This is a genomic window from Metapseudomonas phytobenefica, from assembly GCF_043392685.1.
In the GTDB taxonomy this organism is placed as follows: Bacteria; Pseudomonadota; Gammaproteobacteria; order Pseudomonadales; family Pseudomonadaceae; genus Metapseudomonas.
Map to the genome: position 1 here is coordinate 185,590 of NZ_JBHZGM010000002.1, position 16,311 is coordinate 201,900.

15 protein-coding genes and 2 pseudogenes are annotated in these 16,311 nt (G+C 64.4%); 9 read left to right on the plus strand and 8 right to left on the minus strand.

Annotation, left to right across the window (positions count from 1 at the left end; all coding sequences use genetic code 11):
- Positions 1-2: 2 nt before the first annotated feature.
- Positions 3-602: a short chain dehydrogenase gene (locus tag ACFW0B_RS02990; RefSeq protein ID WP_449146472.1), complete on the minus strand. Its 600-nt coding sequence runs from the start codon at positions 600-602 to the stop codon at positions 3-5.
- 121 nt (positions 603-723) lie between these two features.
- On the opposite strand from ACFW0B_RS02990, the gene ACFW0B_RS02995 reads away from it, so the two are divergent.
- Entirely contained in the window at positions 724-1,638 is a 915-nt protein-coding gene (locus ACFW0B_RS02995) for a LysR family transcriptional regulator (RefSeq protein WP_449146473.1), read from the plus strand.
- Positions 1,639-1,716: 78 nt separating this feature from the next.
- Here the strand turns inward: ACFW0B_RS02995 and ACFW0B_RS03000 are convergent, their stop codons facing one another.
- Positions 1,717-2,148 (minus strand): HIT family protein, encoded by a 432-nt coding sequence (locus ACFW0B_RS03000; protein ID WP_449146474.1) that lies wholly within the window; start codon positions 2,146-2,148, stop codon positions 1,717-1,719.
- A 415-nt stretch (positions 2,149-2,563) separates the two neighbouring features.
- Between ACFW0B_RS03000 and ACFW0B_RS03005 the strand changes: the two genes are divergently transcribed.
- The 4 genes from ACFW0B_RS03005 to ACFW0B_RS03020 all read left to right on the plus strand — a co-directional run bounded on the left by ACFW0B_RS03005 (position 2,564) and on the right by ACFW0B_RS03020 (position 6,094).
- Positions 2,564-3,685 (plus strand): beta-ketoacyl-ACP synthase III, encoded by a 1,122-nt coding sequence (locus ACFW0B_RS03005; RefSeq protein ID WP_449146475.1) that lies wholly within the window; start codon positions 2,564-2,566, stop codon positions 3,683-3,685.
- A complete protein-coding gene (locus tag ACFW0B_RS03010; protein WP_449146476.1) occupies positions 3,685-4,296 on the plus strand; it encodes an RNA polymerase sigma factor in 612 nt (203 codons plus the stop codon). The genes ACFW0B_RS03005 and ACFW0B_RS03010 overlap by 1 nt, the downstream gene beginning before the upstream one ends.
- Positions 4,290-4,523: a zf-HC2 domain-containing protein gene (locus ACFW0B_RS03015; protein ID WP_449146477.1), complete on the plus strand. Its 234-nt coding sequence runs from the start codon at positions 4,290-4,292 to the stop codon at positions 4,521-4,523. The genes ACFW0B_RS03010 and ACFW0B_RS03015 overlap by 7 nt, the downstream gene beginning before the upstream one ends.
- 257 nt (positions 4,524-4,780) lie before the next feature.
- Complete coding sequence (locus ACFW0B_RS03020; RefSeq protein ID WP_449146478.1) at positions 4,781-6,094, plus strand: OprO/OprP family phosphate-selective porin; 1,314 nt, start codon at positions 4,781-4,783, stop codon at positions 6,092-6,094.
- Positions 6,095-6,263: 169 nt separating this feature from the next.
- Here ACFW0B_RS03020 and ACFW0B_RS03025 read toward each other — a convergent pair whose 3' ends face one another.
- A complete protein-coding gene (locus tag ACFW0B_RS03025) occupies positions 6,264-7,460 on the minus strand; it encodes an MFS transporter (RefSeq protein ID WP_449146479.1) in 1,197 nt (398 codons plus the stop codon).
- A gap of 109 nt (positions 7,461-7,569) precedes the next feature.
- Here ACFW0B_RS03025 and ptrR point away from each other — a divergent pair, with 109 nt between their 5' ends.
- Both ptrR and ACFW0B_RS03035 read left to right on the plus strand, forming a co-directional pair.
- Positions 7,570-8,475 carry a putrescine utilization regulator PtrR gene (ptrR, locus tag ACFW0B_RS03030; RefSeq protein WP_449146480.1) on the plus strand — a complete coding sequence of 302 codons (906 nt, stop codon included), beginning with the start codon at positions 7,570-7,572 and terminating at the stop codon, positions 8,473-8,475.
- Positions 8,476-8,785: 310 nt separating this feature from the next.
- On the plus strand, positions 8,786-8,923 hold the full coding sequence (locus ACFW0B_RS03035) for a PA1414 family protein (RefSeq protein WP_280369077.1): 138 nt from the start codon (positions 8,786-8,788) through the stop codon (positions 8,921-8,923).
- A gap of 5 nt (positions 8,924-8,928) precedes the next feature.
- Here ACFW0B_RS03035 and ACFW0B_RS03040 read toward each other — a convergent pair whose 3' ends face one another.
- The 5 genes and pseudogenes from ACFW0B_RS03040 to speB form a co-directional block, all read right to left on the minus strand.
- A complete protein-coding gene (locus ACFW0B_RS03040; RefSeq protein WP_449146481.1) occupies positions 8,929-9,654 on the minus strand; it encodes an MBL fold metallo-hydrolase in 726 nt (241 codons plus the stop codon).
- Between the two features lie 399 nt (positions 9,655-10,053).
- Entirely contained in the window at positions 10,054-11,439 is a 1,386-nt protein-coding gene (locus ACFW0B_RS03045; protein WP_449146482.1) for a sodium:solute symporter family protein, read from the minus strand.
- A gap of 441 nt (positions 11,440-11,880) precedes the next feature.
- Positions 11,881-12,096 (minus strand): annotated as a pseudogene (locus ACFW0B_RS03050) (cytosine permease); the annotation flags it as partial.
- A 24-nt stretch (positions 12,097-12,120) separates the two neighbouring features.
- A pseudogene (locus tag ACFW0B_RS03055) lies at positions 12,121-12,312 on the minus strand (DUF4440 domain-containing protein); the annotation flags it as partial.
- A 53-nt stretch (positions 12,313-12,365) separates the two neighbouring features.
- The gene (gene speB, locus ACFW0B_RS03060) at positions 12,366-13,325 is read right to left on the minus strand and encodes an agmatinase (protein ID WP_449146483.1); all 960 of its coding nucleotides are present in this window, start codon (positions 13,323-13,325) and stop codon (positions 12,366-12,368) included.
- Between the two features lie 297 nt (positions 13,326-13,622).
- On the opposite strand from speB, the gene ACFW0B_RS03065 reads away from it, so the two are divergent.
- Together ACFW0B_RS03065 and ACFW0B_RS03075 are read left to right on the plus strand one after the other, a co-directional pair.
- Positions 13,623-14,516 carry a LysR family transcriptional regulator gene (locus ACFW0B_RS03065; protein ID WP_449146484.1) on the plus strand — a complete coding sequence of 298 codons (894 nt, stop codon included), beginning with the start codon at positions 13,623-13,625 and terminating at the stop codon, positions 14,514-14,516.
- A gap of 137 nt (positions 14,517-14,653) precedes the next feature.
- Positions 14,654-16,219, plus strand: a complete 1,566-nt coding sequence (locus ACFW0B_RS03075; protein WP_459251680.1) for a methyl-accepting chemotaxis protein — start codon at positions 14,654-14,656, stop codon at positions 16,217-16,219.
- Positions 16,220-16,311 lie beyond the last annotated feature (92 nt).

Below are 16,311 nucleotides of genomic sequence, written 5' to 3' on the forward strand. Positions count from 1 at the left end.
CCTTACCAGACCCGGTAGACCTGCCCGGTCTGCGCGCCCTCGGCGCTTTTGGCGTAGGCCAGCGCTGCGTCGGCTGCCGGAACCGCCTTGTAGCCGCGGAAATACGGGCCGTAGGCCGGCAGCGCTTCCTCGACCACCGTGGGGCTGACGCTGTTGATGCGCATGCCGCGCGGCAGTTCGAGCGCCGCACTGCGCACGAAGGAATCGATGGCGCCGTTGACCATGCTGGCGGAGGCGCCGAAGCGGATCGGGTCGTGGCTGAGCACCCCGGATGTGAGGGTGAAGGACGCGCCATCGTTGGCGAATTCGCGGCCGATCAGCACCAGGTTCACCTGGCCCATCAGCTTGTCTTTCAGGCCGACGGCGAACTCCGCTTCACCCATTTCCGCCAGGGCACCGAAGTGCACCTTGCCGGCGGCGCTGATCAGCGCATCGAAGGCGCCGGCCTTCTCGAACAGTGCGCGAATCGACGCCGGGTCGGTGATGTCCGCGTGCAGGTCGCCGCTGCTGCGGCCGACGCGGATGATTTCGTGACGCTCCTTGAGTTCCTGTTCGATGGCTTTGCCGATGGTGCCGCTGGCACCGACGAGGATGATCTTCATGGGACCGGCTCCTGAGTGGGGGAAGGAAGACCGGATCAGTTTAGAGTGCCGCCTGTGGTCGATAATCTGGCTAATTGGAAATATCTGGTTTTCAAATGGAAACAATAGGGCGGTGCTTCCCATGAGCGAAATGGACGATCTGGCAGCCTTCGCGGTGCTGATGGAGTCCGGCAGTTTCACTGCGGCGGCCGAGCGCCTGGGTTGCAGCAAGGGGCAATTGTCCAAGCGCATCCGCCTGCTGGAACAGGGACTCGGGGCCTCGCTGTTGCACCGCACCACCCGCCGCCTTGACCTGACCGCCGCCGGCGCTGCGCTATTGCCGGAGGCGCGGGCACTGGCCGCTCAGGCCGAGCGAGCCAGGCAATCGGTGCGGCGGCTGCAGGAAGATCTGGCCGGCTGTGTTCGACTGACGGTTCCCGTTTCGCTGGGGGAAACCGTCTTCGATGCGCTGCTGCTGGACTTCACCCGCCAGCACCCGCAGATCCGCATCGAACTGGACCTGCACAACGGTTATCGCGACCTGGTGGCCGAAGGCTTCGATCTGGCCATCCGCTCCGGCACGGACATTGACGATCGTCTGGTGGCCCGGCCGCTGTTCTCGCTACAGGAAATCACCTGCGCCACACCGGCCTACCTCGCCGCCCATGGCGAACCGCTGCAACCGGCGGACCTCGCCGGACACCAGTGCCTGCTGAACACCCACTACAGTGGCTTCGAAGAATGGCTCTACCACCGCCAGCACCAGCTGGAACGGGTCAAGGTGGCGGGCGCCCTGGCGAGCAATCACTACAACCTGTTGAAAAAGGCTGCCCTGTCTGCTGCCGGCATCGCGCGGCTGCCGTCTTACATGATCTACGACGAACTGGCCGATGGCCGCCTGGTGTGGCTGCTGCGCGACTACCAGACCCGTCAGACGCCGGTGTTCCTCGTCCACCCCTGGCAGGGCGGCTTGCCCCGGCGCACCCAGATGCTGGCTGACTACCTGCTGGCCTGGTTCGAGTGCAGCCGGCAGGTGCTGGACAAGGCCGGGGAGTAGGGCGCCAGCGCAGGAAGACGATCCGGCTGGAGCCCGGGCAGGGTGGAAATCCCCTGGGGGGAACTCCACCGGATTTGTTCAGAGGTGCTTCAACAGCCGCGCTTGCAGGGCTTGCAGCTCGTTCGGGTCGGCCTTCTTGCTGGCATGGATGCCCAGCGACTCTCCCTCGAAGCGCGGCACGATGTGCATATGGATATGGAAGACGGTCTGGCCCGCCGGGGCGCCGTTGAACTGCGCCACCTGGACGCCGGCCGGTTGCAGTTCCTTGACCAGCACATGGGTCAGGCGCTGCACCACGGCCATCACCTTGGCCAGGGCGTCGGTCTCGATCTCCAGGATGTTGCGAGCGGTGGAGCGCTTGGGAATCACCAGGGTGTGGCCGAAGGACTGCGGGAAGATGTCGAGGAAGGCGAGTACGTCGTCGTCTTCGTAGAGTTTGTAGCAGGGGGCCTCGCCGCGAATGATCTGGGCGAAGACGTTCTGCGGATCATAGGTGCCGTGCAGGCTCATCGAAGGCTCTCCATTGGCCGAATGCGAGTCGCGCACCATAGCGTCTGTCGTCCCCGGATTGAAAGAACCTTGCATCATCATCCGGCGGTTGCGGTCGGCTCCGGGGCGTGGGCGGGGCGGCTGGCTGGAAAGTGGATGCCCGGTCGAAGATGGACTATTAATCCACTCGATTTGGGCGACATTCTGGCCAAAGTGCCCGTCGCCACAGGCCATTTCTGGAGTTACCCTTCGCATCCGCCTGTGGCGAAATCCGCGCCCGCTCCCCGCTGGAGCAGGGGCAAGGACCAGACGCCAGGACGATTCGCCGCCCCGCATTGCGGGGGGCGCCAATTTCCCGCTGTCGGCACCCTGTGGCCGGCGGTTGAATGCCTGAACCGGCCGCTCCGAGCGAGCGGCCCAGTAGAGAGGATCGAGCGTGCACAACGTCGTGATCAGTGGCACCGGCCTGTATACCCCGCCCAACAGCATCTCCAACGAGGAGCTGGTGGCCTCCTTCAATGCCTATGTACAGGCTTTCAACGCGGAAAATGCCGACGCCATCCTGCGTGGCGAGATCGAGCCCCTGGCCGAATCCAGCGTCGCCTTCATCGAGAAGGCCTCCGGCATCAAGAGCCGCTTCGTGGTGGACAAGGACGGCATCCTCGATCCCGAGCGCATGGTCCCGCGCATCCCCGAGCGCTCCAACGACGAGTGGGGCATCCTCTGCGAGATGGCCGTTGCCGCTGCCAGGCAGGCCCTGGAGCGCGCCGGCAGGACCCCGGCCGATATCGACGGCGTGATCGTCGCCTGTTCCAACCTGCAGCGCGCCTACCCGGCGGTGGCCATCGAAGTCCAGGCCGCACTGGGCATCAACGGCTTCGGCTACGACATGAACGTCGCCTGCTCCTCGGCCACCTTCGGCATCCAGGCTGCGACCAATGCGGTGCAGACCGGCCAGGCCCGCGCCATCCTGCTGGTCAACCCGGAAATCTGTACCGGCCACCTGAACTTCCGCGATCGCGACAGCCACTTCATCTTCGGCGATGCTGCCACCGCGGTGATCATCGAACGCGCCGACCAGGCCACCTCCAGGCACCAGTTCGAGGTGGTCGGCACCAAGCTGCTGACCCAGTTCTCCAACAACATCCGCAACAACTTCGGCTTCCTCAACCGCGCCGCGGAAGAGGGCGTGGGCGCTCGCGACAAGCTGTTCGTCCAGGAAGGCCGCAAGGTGTTCAAGGAAGTCTGCCCGATGGTCGCCGAGCTGATCGCCACCCACCTGGAAGAGAGCAAGCTCAACGTCGCCGACGTGAAGCGCTTCTGGCTGCACCAGGCCAACCTCAACATGAACCTGCTGATCGCTCGCAAGCTGCTGGGCCGTGACGCCGAACCCGACGAAGCGCCGGTGATCCTCGACACCTACGCCAACACCAGCTCCGCCGGTTCCGTGATCGCCTTCCACAAGCACCAGGACGACCTGCCCAGCGGTGCGCTGGGTGTGCTCAGCTCCTTCGGTGCCGGCTACTCCATCGGCAGCGTGATCCTGCGCAAGCGCTGATGACCCACCCGGCCGACGCTGACCTGCTACCCCGGCTGCTGGCCGGGGAGCAGGGGGCTTTCCGCGAACTCATCGGCGCCTACCAGAGCGCCATGCGCGCGGTGGCCTACGCCATCGTCGGCCAGCGCTACGCCGATGAAGTGGTGCAGGACGCCTGGCTGGCCGTGGTGCGCAACCTGGATGGCTTCCAGCAGCGCTCCAGCCTCAAGACCTGGCTCCTCACCATAGTCGCCAACGCCGCCCGCAGCCGCCTCAAGCAGTACCGCCGCGAGGTGCTGCTGGACGACCTTCCCGCGCCTCATGGCACGGTGGGCGACGCCCGCTTCGCCGATGATGGCCACTGGGCTGCGCGACTGCCAGCCTGGCACGAGGACTCGCCGGAAGCCCTGCTCACCGAAGACGAACTGCGCGAATGCCTGGAAAAGACCCTGCTGAGCCTTTCGGAGATGCAGCGTGGCGTGCTGTTGCTGCGTGAGCGCCAGGGGCTGGAGCTGGAGGAAATCTGTAATTTATTGCAGATCTCGCTCTCCAATGTCCGGGTGCTGCTGCATCGTGGCCGCCTGAAGCTGTTCGCCACGCTGGAACATTTCGAGGAGACAGGCCAATGCTGACGTGCAAGGAACTGGTTGCCCTCTCCAGCGATCTCCTCGATGGCGAACTGAGCTTTCGCCAGCGCATGGCCATGCGTCGCCACCTCATGCTCTGCCGCAACTGCAGGCGCTTCATCAAGCAGATGAAGCTGGTCCAGGCGGTGGTTCGCCACATGCCGGAAAACCAGGGGGCCGAAATCGACGACCTGGCCGCGCACCTGGCGCAAAAGCGTCGCGACTCCCTCTAGCGCAAGCCTCCTCCGACCTCCCGGCAGGCGCGAATCCTCAACTTCGCAAGTCCCCCGCTGCAGCCACCAGGAACGCATCAGCGTCCTGGAGCAGTTCGTTGTTTATGAGAATTCGGAGTAAAAAGTTCCGTTTTCACGAAATTTTTATATAGGAGCAACCGGGCTGAAATAACCCGCCGCGAAGATTCCCCACCAGCACCAACGAGCCCAGCGCTCGAGTGTTTGCCAACACTAAAGACCAATAGGGGAACCCTTCGATGATCCGTAAGCACCTCGCCGGTTTTGCCGCCAGTGCCATGGCCCTGGCCATTTCCGCCCAGGCTTTCGCCGGTACCGTTACCACCGACGGCGCCGATATCGTCATCAAGACCAAAGGCGGCCTGGAAGTCGGCACCACCGACAAGGCTTTCAGCTTCAAACTCGGCGGCCGCCTGCAGGCGGATTACAGCCGCTTCGACGGTTTCTACACCGCGAACGGCAACACCGCCGACGCCGGCTACTTCCGTCGCGCCTACCTGGAACTCGGCGGTATCGCCTTCAGCGACTGGGCCTATCAGATCAACTACGACTTCTCCCACAATTCCGGCGGTGACAACCGCTCTGAAGACGGTTACTTCGACGAAGCGTCCCTCTCCTACATCGGCTTCCAGCCTGTGGTGATCAAGCTGGGCCGCTTCGACCCCGATTTCGGTCTGGAAAAGGCCACCAGCTCCAAGTGGGTAACTGCCCAGGAGCGTACCGCTGCCTACGACCTGGCTGACTACGTCAATGTCCACAACGGTGGCATGGGCGTTCAGGTTGCCGGCACCTACGGTGCTTCCCTGTACGGCTCCGCCGGCGTCATGGCCAACGACGCCAACAACCAGGACAAGGACGGCGACAGCATCAAGCAGTTCAACGCTCGCGGCGTATTCGCCCCGATGCACGAAGCTGGCAACGTCCTGCACTTCGGCGTGAACTACGCCCAGCGCGACCTGTCCGACACCGCTTTCGACGGCCGTATCCGCAGCCGCCTGGGCATGCGCGGCGTGAGCACCGACGGTGGCCAGGACGCTGGCGCCAACGGCAACCGCCTAGTCCTGGCCGGTGCCAGCAACACCCCTGCCGGCGCCTTCGACAACGACAGCACCTGGGGCCTGGAAGCCGCATTCGCCGCCGGTCCGTTATCCATCCAGAGCGAATACCTCAAGCGCGAAGTCGAAGCCAAGGCCGCCGACCGCGAAGACATCGAGGCCGACGGCTACTACGTCCAGCTGGCCTACACCCTGACCGGCGAAGCCCGTGAGTACAAACTGGGCAAGTTCGACAAGATCAAGCCGGCCAACAAAGGCCTCGGTGCCTGGGAAGTGTTCTATCGCTACGACAACATCACGGCAGAAGACGATAACGGCGCCTTCGCCAACATCGACGACGTCGAAGCCAAGGTGCACAACCTCGGCGTGAACTGGTACGCCAACGAAGCCGTGAAGATCAGCGGCTACTACGTCAAGGCCAAGGTGGACAACGCCACCAACGCCGTCGGCGACGACGATGGCGACGGCCTGGTCGTCCGCGCCCAGTATGTGTTCTGAGACGACACGGTTTCCGCTCCTTCAATTCGGCCCCGCCATCTGGCGGGGCTTCTTGTATACCGGTGGAGGCCACCGGCGTAATCGCGGTGAACGTGCTGCAGGGCTACGAAGGGGCGGCCCGATGAAGGCCCGCCTCTTGCCGGTGGGTGATGACGCCGGGAGTTGATCTTCAACCGCAATTGCGGCAGGGCAAGCCTTCGGCCTGCCTGGCGAATGAGTTCGCTCCTGCAGGGCTGGAGCCCGGACGTGCCATCAGGGCGCCCGCCAGCATCAGGCCTGTGCCGGCCACATAGAGGGCCGGTTGCAGTCCACCGCTGAAATGGTTGCTGGCAGCCGCCAGCAGCGGGCCGGCCAGTTGCCCCAGGGCGAAAGCGGCGGTCAGCAGGCCGACATTGTGGCTATGGCCCTGCGGGTCCAGTTCGCGGGCGTACTGCATCACCAGTTGCATGACGGCCAGGACCGGGCCGCCGCTGAGAATCACCCCCAGAACCAATCCAGCCATGCCCGGCATTGCGCAGGCTATGGTGCCCGACGCCTGCAGCCAGAGGGCGATCACCAGCCAGCGGCGGGCGCCGCCGGGACGCTGGCGGCGCAGGCTGACCAGCACCACGCCGACGGCCGCCGCCAGGCCGAAGGCCGGCCAGAACAGGTCCGCCTGCCATTGGCCGTGGAAGCGCGCCGCAGCCATCTGCGAAAGGAAGGTGGCGGGAATGATGTAACCCAGGCCGACCAGACCATAGGCAGCGAGTAACGCATGCAGGGTGCGTGGTCGCTGCCGGCTGGGTTGGGGTGTCAGCACTGTGGCCGCTTGCGGACGGGGCAGCAGCGGATGGGTAACCAGGGTCAGCAGCAGGGCCAGGACGCCAAAGGCCAGCCACAGCATGGCCGAACCCTGGCCTTGCAGGTTCAGCTCCAGAGCCAGCACGCCGGTCAGCATCACCCCGAAGGCGGGGCCGGCGAATACCAGGCTGCCCAGACGAGGCTTGTTGGCCTCGGCGGCGATGCGCTGGCTGAGGCCGGTGACGACCACCAGCACCCAGGCACTGGTCACCCCCAGGGCGAAGCGCAGCAGCACATGGGGCCAGAAGCCTTCGGCCAGCACCGATACCAGGGTCAGCAGCACGGTGGCCCAGAGCCCTGCCACCAGGCGCAGCCGAGCCTGGCGCGGGGAACTGGCGTAGAAGGCGTCGAGGGCGCCGACCAGGTAGCCCAGGTAGTTGGCGGCGGCCAACAGGCCTGCGCCGGTGAGGCTCACCTGGCCTTCGGCGATCAGGTGCGGGAGCAATGGGGTCAGGGCGAAGCGACCGACACCCATGGCGACGATCAGGGCGAACAAGCAGGCCATCAGGCGGATCAGCGTTGGCATGGGAAGGCTCCGGTGCTGGTCATCGGAATTCCATGCTAGGGGCTGGATTCGTTCAATAAAAACGAATAAAAAAGAACGAAAGTGTTCTCTTTTATTGAATTGGTGATTCATGGAACTCAGCCAGCTCCGTATCTTCCAGGCCGTGGCCGAGGAAGGTTCCATCACGCGCGCGGCGACGCGCCTGCACCGGGTGCCGTCGAACCTGTCCACACGCCTCAGGCAACTGGAGGAGAGTCTGGGCGTGGAGCTGTTTCTCCGCGAACGCCAGCGTCTCACCCTGTCACCTGCGGGAAAGGTCATGCTGGGCTACGCCGAGCGCATGTTCGCCTTGCAGGCCGAGGCCGAGGCAGCCCTGCGCGGTGGTGAGCCGGCGGGGGATTTCGTCATCGGTTCCATGTTCAGCACCGCCGCCATCCACCTGCCGCCCATTCTGGTGCGCTACCACCGCGCCTGGCCGGCGGTGAACCTGCGGGTGCAGACCGCGCCCAGTGGCGAATTGCTCGATGGCCTGCTCGCTGGCCGCCTGGATGCCGCCCTGGTGGATGGTCCGGTGGAGTTCGCCGAGCTGGATGGCCTGCCGCTGTTCGAGGAGGAAATGGTGCTGATCACCGAGGCCGCCCACGGGCCGGTGAAGTCGGCGCAGGATGTGGCCGGGCTGGAGGTGTTCGCCTTCCGCCAGAGCTGCTCCTACCGCCGTCGCCTGGAAGGCTGGTTCGTGGCCTCGCGAGTGCCCATGGCGCCGCCCCTGGAGATCGAGTCCTACCACAGCATGCTGGCCTGCGTGATCGCCGGAGGCGGCATTGCCCTGGTGCCGCGCTCGATGCTCGATAGCTTGCCGGGACGGGACGAAGTGCGGGTTCACCAGCTGGACGCGCCGTTCAACCGCGCCACCACCTGGCTGATGTGGCGCAAGGGCATGCTCGGGGCGAACCTGCGGGCCTGGATCGATCTGCAGCAAGGGCGGCTCCAGGAGCTGCAGGGTGGATCACGCTTCATCGATCCGGCTTCGGCGTAAGGCCTGGCCGCGATGGTGGACATGAAGAACGATGTTCACCCCTGAATCCGGCTGCCGCGTGCGCACGGCGCACCCTGTGGGTACCTTCGCTCAACTGATATCCATCGGCATTTGCACTGGGATTTCAGTAAGCAAGTGCTGATCCTCCGGTAAGGTGTTTTCCTGCTACCGTTCAGCGGTTTGATTTATATCAGTAGGAAATTTCCGGACCTGTGTATTTTGGATCTTGCCCGGAGCAACTAAGCTCCAGACGAGGGTGGCCCAGGAAGCACGGGTCGCCCGACCATCGTCCCAGGAAAGGGGGTCAAGCATGAAAAAGCGGCTAGAAGCGTGGATGTGGCAACTGGGTGTCGCGCTGGGCCTGATCGAGGCACCGCGCCTGCAACCCATTCCGGTCCGCAGTGAAGAGCAGCGTCGTCTCGCCGAGCAACGCCGCCTGAGGAAATGACCGGCTCACTCGTGAGCGCGTAGCCAGTTGTCCGCCAACTCGCGCAGGCGCTCACCGGAGAAGCTGGGGAAGTGACCGCCATGCACGGTGCGCACCGGAAGGTCGCGCAGCCGTGCGAGGCTTTTCGCGTAATCATCCAGATTCGAGTGGTAGGCGTTATCCACCAGCGGGCCGTCGTAGATGATGTCGCCGCTGAACAGCGTTTGTGTCTTCGCTTCCCACAGGCTGATGCCACCCGGTGAATGACCGGGGGTATGCAGCACCTCCAGTACCCGATTCCCCAGATCCAGCACATCCCCTTCATCGATCAGCCGCGTCGCCGGCGCCGCCTTCACACGGTATTCGGCGTAGCACAGCGGGCAGTCCGGGTGTGCTTCGAACATCTCGTCGCCGACATAGTCCCTGGCCAGGGTGTTTTCCCCCGTGGGTGCGGCCAGGATATCCGCTTCCGCCGGATGGACCAGGCGTTCGGGGAATTCGTGATGCCCGGCGATATGGTCGAAGTGGGTGTGGCTGGCCACTGCCAGCAGCGGGCGCCCGGTGAGCCAGGGCAGCTGTTCGCGCAGACTGACGACGCCGGAGCCGGAGTCGATCAGCAGGTCCCTGTCGCGGCCCTGCACATGCCAGAGGTTGCAGCGGTAGAAGGGTCGCACGAATGGCTCGCTGATCAGGCTGATGCCGTCGTAGCAGTGCTCGACTTCGAACCACTGGTCGCGGCTGACGATTTTCATGGGGTGCTCCGTGCATGGATTGCGATGGGCAAATCGGTAGATCCTATGCAACGGCCGCTCGCACGCCGATTCTTAATCCGGGGGATAGAAGGTTTGGCCCAGAGGAGGAATCGACATGCGAACGGCCTACGTTGAACAGCGTTGAACAGCATAGTGCGACTTCATTCGCCAAGCAGACCGCAGGTCTGCCCTGCATACCATCTGGGGCAGCTTCGCCGCCCTTAGCGAATGAATTCGCACTTACAAGATTAGTTCCGTGGCCCGGATGAAATCCGGGGAAAGTCCCTCCGCCTCCCGCGATGGGCGGTTAGCTCTGACTCGAGAATAAAAAAAGCCCCGGTCGGCAATGCCGATCCAGGGCGGGGAAAGGCCGCCTCCGGGGGGAGGCGGCAGTGCATATCAGGCCAGTTCGGTGGCGGCGGAGGAGTGACGGGACAGCAGGCTGACCACCACGAAGCTCACGGCGCCTACGGCCAGGCTGTAGTAGATCGGGGTGTTGGCTTCCAGGCCGTCGGTGAACATGAAGATGCAGGCGGTGAGGCTGCCCAGGACCATGCTGGCGATGGCGCCGGCGGTGCTGGCGCGCTTCCAGTAGATGGCGCCCAGCAGCGGGATGAGCATGCCGCCCACCAGCAGGTTGTAGGCCAGGGTCAGGGCGCTGATCACGTCGCTCACCACCAGGGCGATGCCGAGGACCACAACGCCCAGCAGCAGGGTGAACAGACGGTTCTTGTGCGCGTCGCCTTCGTCATCGGCCTTGCCACCCAGCAGCGGCCACAGGTCCTGGGCTGCAGTAGTGGATGCAGCCAGCAGGCCGGCGCTGGCGGTGGACATCAGGGCAGCCAGGGCAGCGGCGACCACCAGGCCACGGATGCCGTCCGGCAGGGTGGTGTCGACGATGGTGGCGAAGGCGTTGTTAACGTTGTCCAGATCGGGCAGCAGCACCTTGGCGGCCATGCCGATCAGGGCACCGGCCAGGCCGTAGAGCACGCAGTAGACGCCAGCGGCGGTACCCGAGGCCTTGGCGACGGTCTCGCTGCGGGCGGTGAACACGCGTTGCCAGATGTCCTGGCCGATGAAGATGCCGAAGAAGTAGATCAGGAAGTAAGTGATGATGGTGTCCCAACCGATGGCGGTCAGGGAGAAGTAGCTTTCCGGCAGCTTGGCCACCAGGGCGTCCCAGCCACCCGCGTCGTTCATGCTCATCGGCAGCAGGATGAACACCAGGCCTATGGTCATGATCAGGAACTGCACGATATCGGTCAGGGTCAGGGACCACATGCCGCCAATGGTGGAATAGGCGACCACGATGCCGCCGCCGATCAGCACGGAAACCCAGAACGGCAGGCCGAACAGGACCTGCATCACGGTGCCGATGGCGATGGTGGAGGTGGCGCCGATCATCAGCGCGTACACCAGCATGATTGCGGCGCTGGCATGGCGGGCGGTCGGGTTGTAGCGACGCTCCAGCACCTGGGTCACGGTGTAGATCTTCAGTTTCAGCAGCGGCTTGGCCAGGAACAGGCTGATGCCCATGATGCCGAAGCCGAGGCTGGCGCACAGCCAGAAACCGGAAATGCCATGGACGTAGCCCAGGCGAACGGTACCGATGGTGGCGGCGCCGCCGAGTACGGTGGCAGCCATGGTGCCGAGGTAGAAGCCCGGCCCCAGGTTGCGACCGGCTACCAGGTAGTCTTCACGGGTCTTGGCGCGGCGCATGCCGTACCAGCCCAGTGCGAGCATGGCCGCTACGTATAGGAGTACTACGAAAATATCCAAAGCCATTTCAGGTCTCTCTTTCTATTGTTGTAGTCGCGGTTCGCAAGGCCGCAACAGGTGTTGCAAGGCGCGCAACGCTTCACACTGCGCCGTTATCAAGCAATCCCGCTCGTATCAGCCCCGGTCCCTGTATTCGGGGCACTCCCTTTCGAGTTTTTCTCAGCCAGGCTTCCCGAAGCAGCGGGTGATGTCACTCAAGGTGGCGGCGAACAGTTTCAGCAGATGATTGCTCATCGGTAACTCCTTCAAGGCGTTTTGCAGTGGTTGTTGTTGTAGGCAGTCGCAATAAAGTGGAGCTATTCGCGTCACGCAGCTTCAGGGGAACCCCGGGCGGATTCCTGGGAAGTCTTCGAGTGGACCCAGTGGGGGCCTTTGGGACCGTGGGCGGTGGCAGGTTCCGGGAAGATCGCCAGCGGCACCTGCGCGGCGAACAGGCGCCTGGTGTCGCAGCGAGAAGAAGGCGATGGCGGTGAGCAGGGAGAGGAAGGCGCCAACGATACGACCATGCACACCGAAGTGGGCACCCGAGGACACGGCGTTTGGGGTGCCGTTCAGCGCGCCGAACACGCCCATGGGGCCGGCATCCCGCTCGTGGTCGGGAATCTGCTCGACGCTGTGGAGTTCTATTCGGGTAACTGCGTGATCGTTGTTGTTGTTATGCATTTTCTGCTCTCCCAGTGAGCCTCGTCAGGTCGGCGGCAGATTCGCCGGCATGGCCGACAAGTGCTCATGACAGGCCAGCCAGTGGCCTTGTTCTGGTTGCTGACGGGAAACGATGGTTTCCCGCTCGCGGCTTTCTGTTTCTTCACCCTGGATGCGCAGGCGCGTGGCGACCTCGTGGTAGAAGATCGCCACGCCGCCATCGTTCGCTGCGAAGGCGGCCACCAGCTTGCTGGCGGCCTCCAGGATGTGTCGCTCGCTCATGTCCGGACTCAACGGCGCTCGACGCCCGGCAGGATGCAGAGCATTTCGTAGAGCAGGTTGGCGCCCAGCAGCGAGGTGTTGCCGGTGGTGTCGTAGGGCGGGGAGACTTCGACCAGGTCGCAGCCGATGATGTCCAGGCCCTGGCAGCCACGGATGATTTCCATCGCCTGGATGGTGGTCAGGCCGCCGATTTCCGGGGTGCCGGTACCGGGCGCCCAGGCCGGATCGATGCCGTCGATGTCAAAAGAGAGGTAAACCGGGCCGCCGCCGACTTTTTCGCGGACTTCGGCCATCAGCGGAGCCAGCGACTTGTGCCAGCACTCTTCGGCCTGCACCACGCGGAAGCCCTGCTTGCGGCTCCAGTTGAAGTCTTCGGCGGTGTAGCCCTGGGCGCGTAGGCCGATCTGCACCACGCGGTCGCAATCCAGCAGGCCTTCTTCCACGGCGCGGCGGAAGGTGGTGCCGTGGGCGATCTTCTCGCCGAACATGTTGTCGTTGACGTCGGCGTGGGCGTCGATGTGCACCAGGCCCACCTTGCCGTGCACCTTGTTGATGGCACGCAGGATCGGCAGGGTGATGGTGTGGTCGCCACCCAGGGTCAGCGGGATGATGCCGTGGTCGAGGATGCGGTCGTATTCCTGCTCGATGATGCGCACGGCTTCCAGCAGGTTGAAGGTGTTGATGGCCACGTCGCCGATGTCGGCCACGTTCAGCGAATCGAAGGGTGCGGCGCCGGTCGCCATGTTGTACGGGCGGATCATCACCGATTCGGCGCGGATCTGGCGCGGTCCGAAGCGGGTACCGGAACGCAGGGAGGTGCCGATGTCCAGCGGAACGCCAACGAAGGCGGCATCCAGGGCATTGAGTTCATCGGGGGACTGGATGTGCGGCAGGCGCATCATGGTGGCGATACCGCCGAAACGGGGCATCTCATTGCCGCCCAGGGGCTGGTGGAGTTTCTTGTCCACGGGGTGGCCTCACGGTTGTTGTGGTTGTAGGTAGTGGGGCCGATTCTGGTGACAGTGCCATCACGGAAAAATCGCTGGCGGCAAATAATTACTTCAAGGATTTCTAAACTATCGGGAGCGGGTAAGATGCCCGCCTGCCGACAGGAGCTTCTTTCTCTGTAGGGGCGAATTCATTCGCCAAGGGCTGTACAGCAGCCCCATGAGAAATTGCGTTGGCGGGCCGGAGGCCTGACCAGCGAATGAATTCGCCCCCACAGGAAGGGCCCCGGCATCGTTCTCGGCCTATCTGGAGCGCCCATGTCCACCTCCATGCCCGACCTGAAACTCCTGCGCATTTTCGCCAGCGTGGTCCGCAACCAGGGCTTTGCCGCTGCGCAGCAGGAACTGAACCTTTCCACCTCGGCCATCAGCACCTACATGAGCCAGCTGGAAGGGCAGGTCGGCCTGACCCTCTGCCATCGCGGCCGCGGTGGGTTCAGCCTGACCAGCAAGGGCGAGCTTTACTACCAGGAAACCCTGCGCCTGCTGGGCGAACTGGAAAGCTTCGAACGCTACTCCGCGTCCCTCAAGGGCGAGCTGCGCGGCACCCTGAACCTGGGCGTGCTCGACTCCACGGTAAGCGATCCGGCGTTACCGCTGGCCGAGGTGATCGGCGCCTACAGCCAGGAGCACGCGGCGGTGCACCTGCACCTGTCGGTGATGAGCCCTTACGACCTGCAACTCGGCGTGCTGGACAACCGCCTGGACCTGGCCATCGGCGCCTTCTCCACGCGCATGAACGGCCTGGTCTACCAACCGCTCTACCGCGAGCAGCACTGGCTCTACTGCTCCGAGCGCCACCCGCTGTACGGCGAACGGCGCATTCCCGCCGAACTCATCACCCAGCAGCGCATGGTGGGGCGCGGTTACTGGAGCCAGGCGGAGCTGGCACGCCACGGCTTCAAGCACAGCGCGGCAACGGTGGAGTCCATGGAGGCGCAGCTGATCCTGGTGCTCTCCGGCGCCTACATCGGCTACCTGCCGGAGCACTACGCCCAGCCCTGGGTGGAGCAGAAGCGCCTGCGCACCTTGCTGCCAGCCACCTTCGGCTACCAGGCGCCGTTCTCCATGATCCTGCGCCGGGGCCGCGCCAAGGAACCGCTGATCCTCACCTTCCGCGACCTTCTGCGAGCCCAGTTGAACCTGCGCTGATGTCTGCGGTTTTTTGTGATGCGCGTCACATTGCTGATGGGATGACCCTGCTCCGTCCATGGGCCTGAAAGGCGCCGTGCTAGAACTCTTCTACCGGAGAGCAATGGCAAAGTGCCCATGCACAGGAGTGGTCAGTCATGCGCCAGAATCTGCCTGTTACCCAGCGGGAGCGCACGTTCAGTGCCGATGAAAGACTGATTTCCACCACCGACCTCAACAGCAAGATCACCTACTGCAACGACGCCTTCGTCGCCATCAGCGGCTTCACCCGCGAAGAGCTGCTCGGCCAGCCTCACAATATCGTCCGCCACCCCGACATGCCGCCTCCGGTGTTCGCCCACATGTGGGAGACCCTCAAGCAGGGCAAGCCCTGGATGGGGCTGGTGAAGAACCGCTCGAAGAACGGCGATTTCTACTGGGTCAGTGCCTATGTCACACCGGTCTACGAAGACGGCCGGATGATCGGCTACGAGTCGGTGCGCTCCCTGCCCAGCCGCGACCAGGTGGCCCGCGCCGAGGCCCTCTATGCGCGCCTGCGCGCCGGCAAGTCGCCGGTGCCCCGGATGGAATACTGGACCTACGACCTCATGCGTTCCTGGCCGCTGATCCTCGCCACCCTGGTGCTGCTCGCCGGCAACCTGTTGCTGCAAGGCTGGCCATCGCTGCTGCTGACCCTGGCGACCATGTTCGTCCTCGGTTCCTTCCAGCTGCACCGCCACCGGCAGAGCATTCGCCGCACCCTGGCCGAGCATCCCAAGGCGTTCACCAGCGACCTGGTGGCCCTGACCTACACCGACAGCCGGGGCGCCCAGGCCTTGCTGGACATGGCCATGATCAGCGAGGAAGCGCGCCTGCAGACCGCCCTCACGCGCCTGGAGGACGCCGGCGAAAGCGTCAAGCAGCGGGCCGCCGAGGCGGCTCGGCTGTCCCGCTCGGAAGCCGAACTGCTGGAGCAGCAACGCAACGAGACGGACCAGTCGGCCACCGCCATCAACGAGATGGCTGCCACCATCCAAGAGGTTTCCCACAACGTCAGCCACACCGCCCATGCCGCCGAGGAAGCCGAACGCCTGGCGCGCCAGGGCAACGACCTTGCCGTCGAAAGCCTGGGTGCCATGCGCCACATGGCCGATGCGGTGAGCGAGATCGGCCGCGCGGTGCATGACCTCGCCGAGTCCACCCACTCCATCGGCAGCGTGGCCGACGTGATCACCGCCATCGCCGAGCAGACCAACCTGCTGGCGCTCAATGCCGCCATCGAAGCGGCCCGGGCCGGCGAGCAGGGCAGGGGCTTCGCGGTGGTGGCCGATGAGGTGCGCACCCTGGCCTCGCGCACTCGCCAGTCCACCGAGCAGATCCACGAGATCATCGCCTCGCTGCGTGCCGGCGCCGAACGTGCCGTGGCTACCGCCAATCGCGGCGAGGCCATTTCCCGCGACAGCGTGGACAGCGTGCAGGCCGTGCGCGAAGCCCTGGAAGGCATCAGCCAGGCGGTGACCCGCATCACCGGAATGAGCCAGCAGATGGCCGCCGCGTCCGAGCAGCAGAGCCATGTGGCCGAGGACATCAGCCGGCAGATCACCCGCATCGCCCAACTTTCCGACCACAGCGCCGGCCAGGCCCAGGAAGGCGCCACCATCAGCCAGGATCTGGAACGCATGGCCGATTACCTGCACAGTCTGGCGGAGCGGTTCAACCGGTAGCTGGTTTCTGGGCCGGACGGACTCCTTGTGGGGGCGAATTCATTCGCCAAGGGCGGCTTAGCCGCCCCATGCAGGATTGCAGGGCGAACCTG

What these genes read in the sequence shown, in the direction of transcription:
- ptrR (WP_449146480.1), top strand. Translation starts at nt 7,570, where the DNA reads ATGGAACTCAGCCAGCTCCGTATCTTCCAGGCCGTGGCCGAGGAAGGT.
- ACFW0B_RS03020 (WP_449146478.1), top strand. Translation starts at nt 4,781, where the DNA reads ATGATCCGTAAGCACCTCGCCGGTTTTGCCGCCAGTGCCATGGCCCTG.
- ACFW0B_RS03075 (WP_459251680.1), top strand. Translation starts at nt 14,654, where the DNA reads ATGCGCCAGAATCTGCCTGTTACCCAGCGGGAGCGCACGTTCAGTGCC.
- ACFW0B_RS03040 (WP_449146481.1), bottom strand. Translation starts at nt 9,654, where the DNA reads ATGAAAATCGTCAGCCGCGACCAGTGGTTCGAAGTCGAGCACTGCTAC.
- ACFW0B_RS02995 (WP_449146473.1), top strand. Translation starts at nt 724, where the DNA reads ATGAGCGAAATGGACGATCTGGCAGCCTTCGCGGTGCTGATGGAGTCC.
- ACFW0B_RS03000 (WP_449146474.1), bottom strand. Translation starts at nt 2,148, where the DNA reads ATGAGCCTGCACGGCACCTATGATCCGCAGAACGTCTTCGCCCAGATC.
- ACFW0B_RS03025 (WP_449146479.1), bottom strand. Translation starts at nt 7,460, where the DNA reads ATGCCAACGCTGATCCGCCTGATGGCCTGCTTGTTCGCCCTGATCGTC.
- ACFW0B_RS03015 (WP_449146477.1), top strand. Translation starts at nt 4,290, where the DNA reads ATGCTGACGTGCAAGGAACTGGTTGCCCTCTCCAGCGATCTCCTCGAT.
- ACFW0B_RS03010 (WP_449146476.1), top strand. Translation starts at nt 3,685, where the DNA reads ATGACCCACCCGGCCGACGCTGACCTGCTACCCCGGCTGCTGGCCGGG.
- ACFW0B_RS03045 (WP_449146482.1), bottom strand. Translation starts at nt 11,439, where the DNA reads ATGGCTTTGGATATTTTCGTAGTACTCCTATACGTAGCGGCCATGCTC.
- ACFW0B_RS02990 (WP_449146472.1), bottom strand. Translation starts at nt 602, where the DNA reads ATGAAGATCATCCTCGTCGGTGCCAGCGGCACCATCGGCAAAGCCATC.
- ACFW0B_RS03035 (WP_280369077.1), top strand. Translation starts at nt 8,786, where the DNA reads ATGAAAAAGCGGCTAGAAGCGTGGATGTGGCAACTGGGTGTCGCGCTG.
- ACFW0B_RS03065 (WP_449146484.1), top strand. Translation starts at nt 13,623, where the DNA reads ATGTCCACCTCCATGCCCGACCTGAAACTCCTGCGCATTTTCGCCAGC.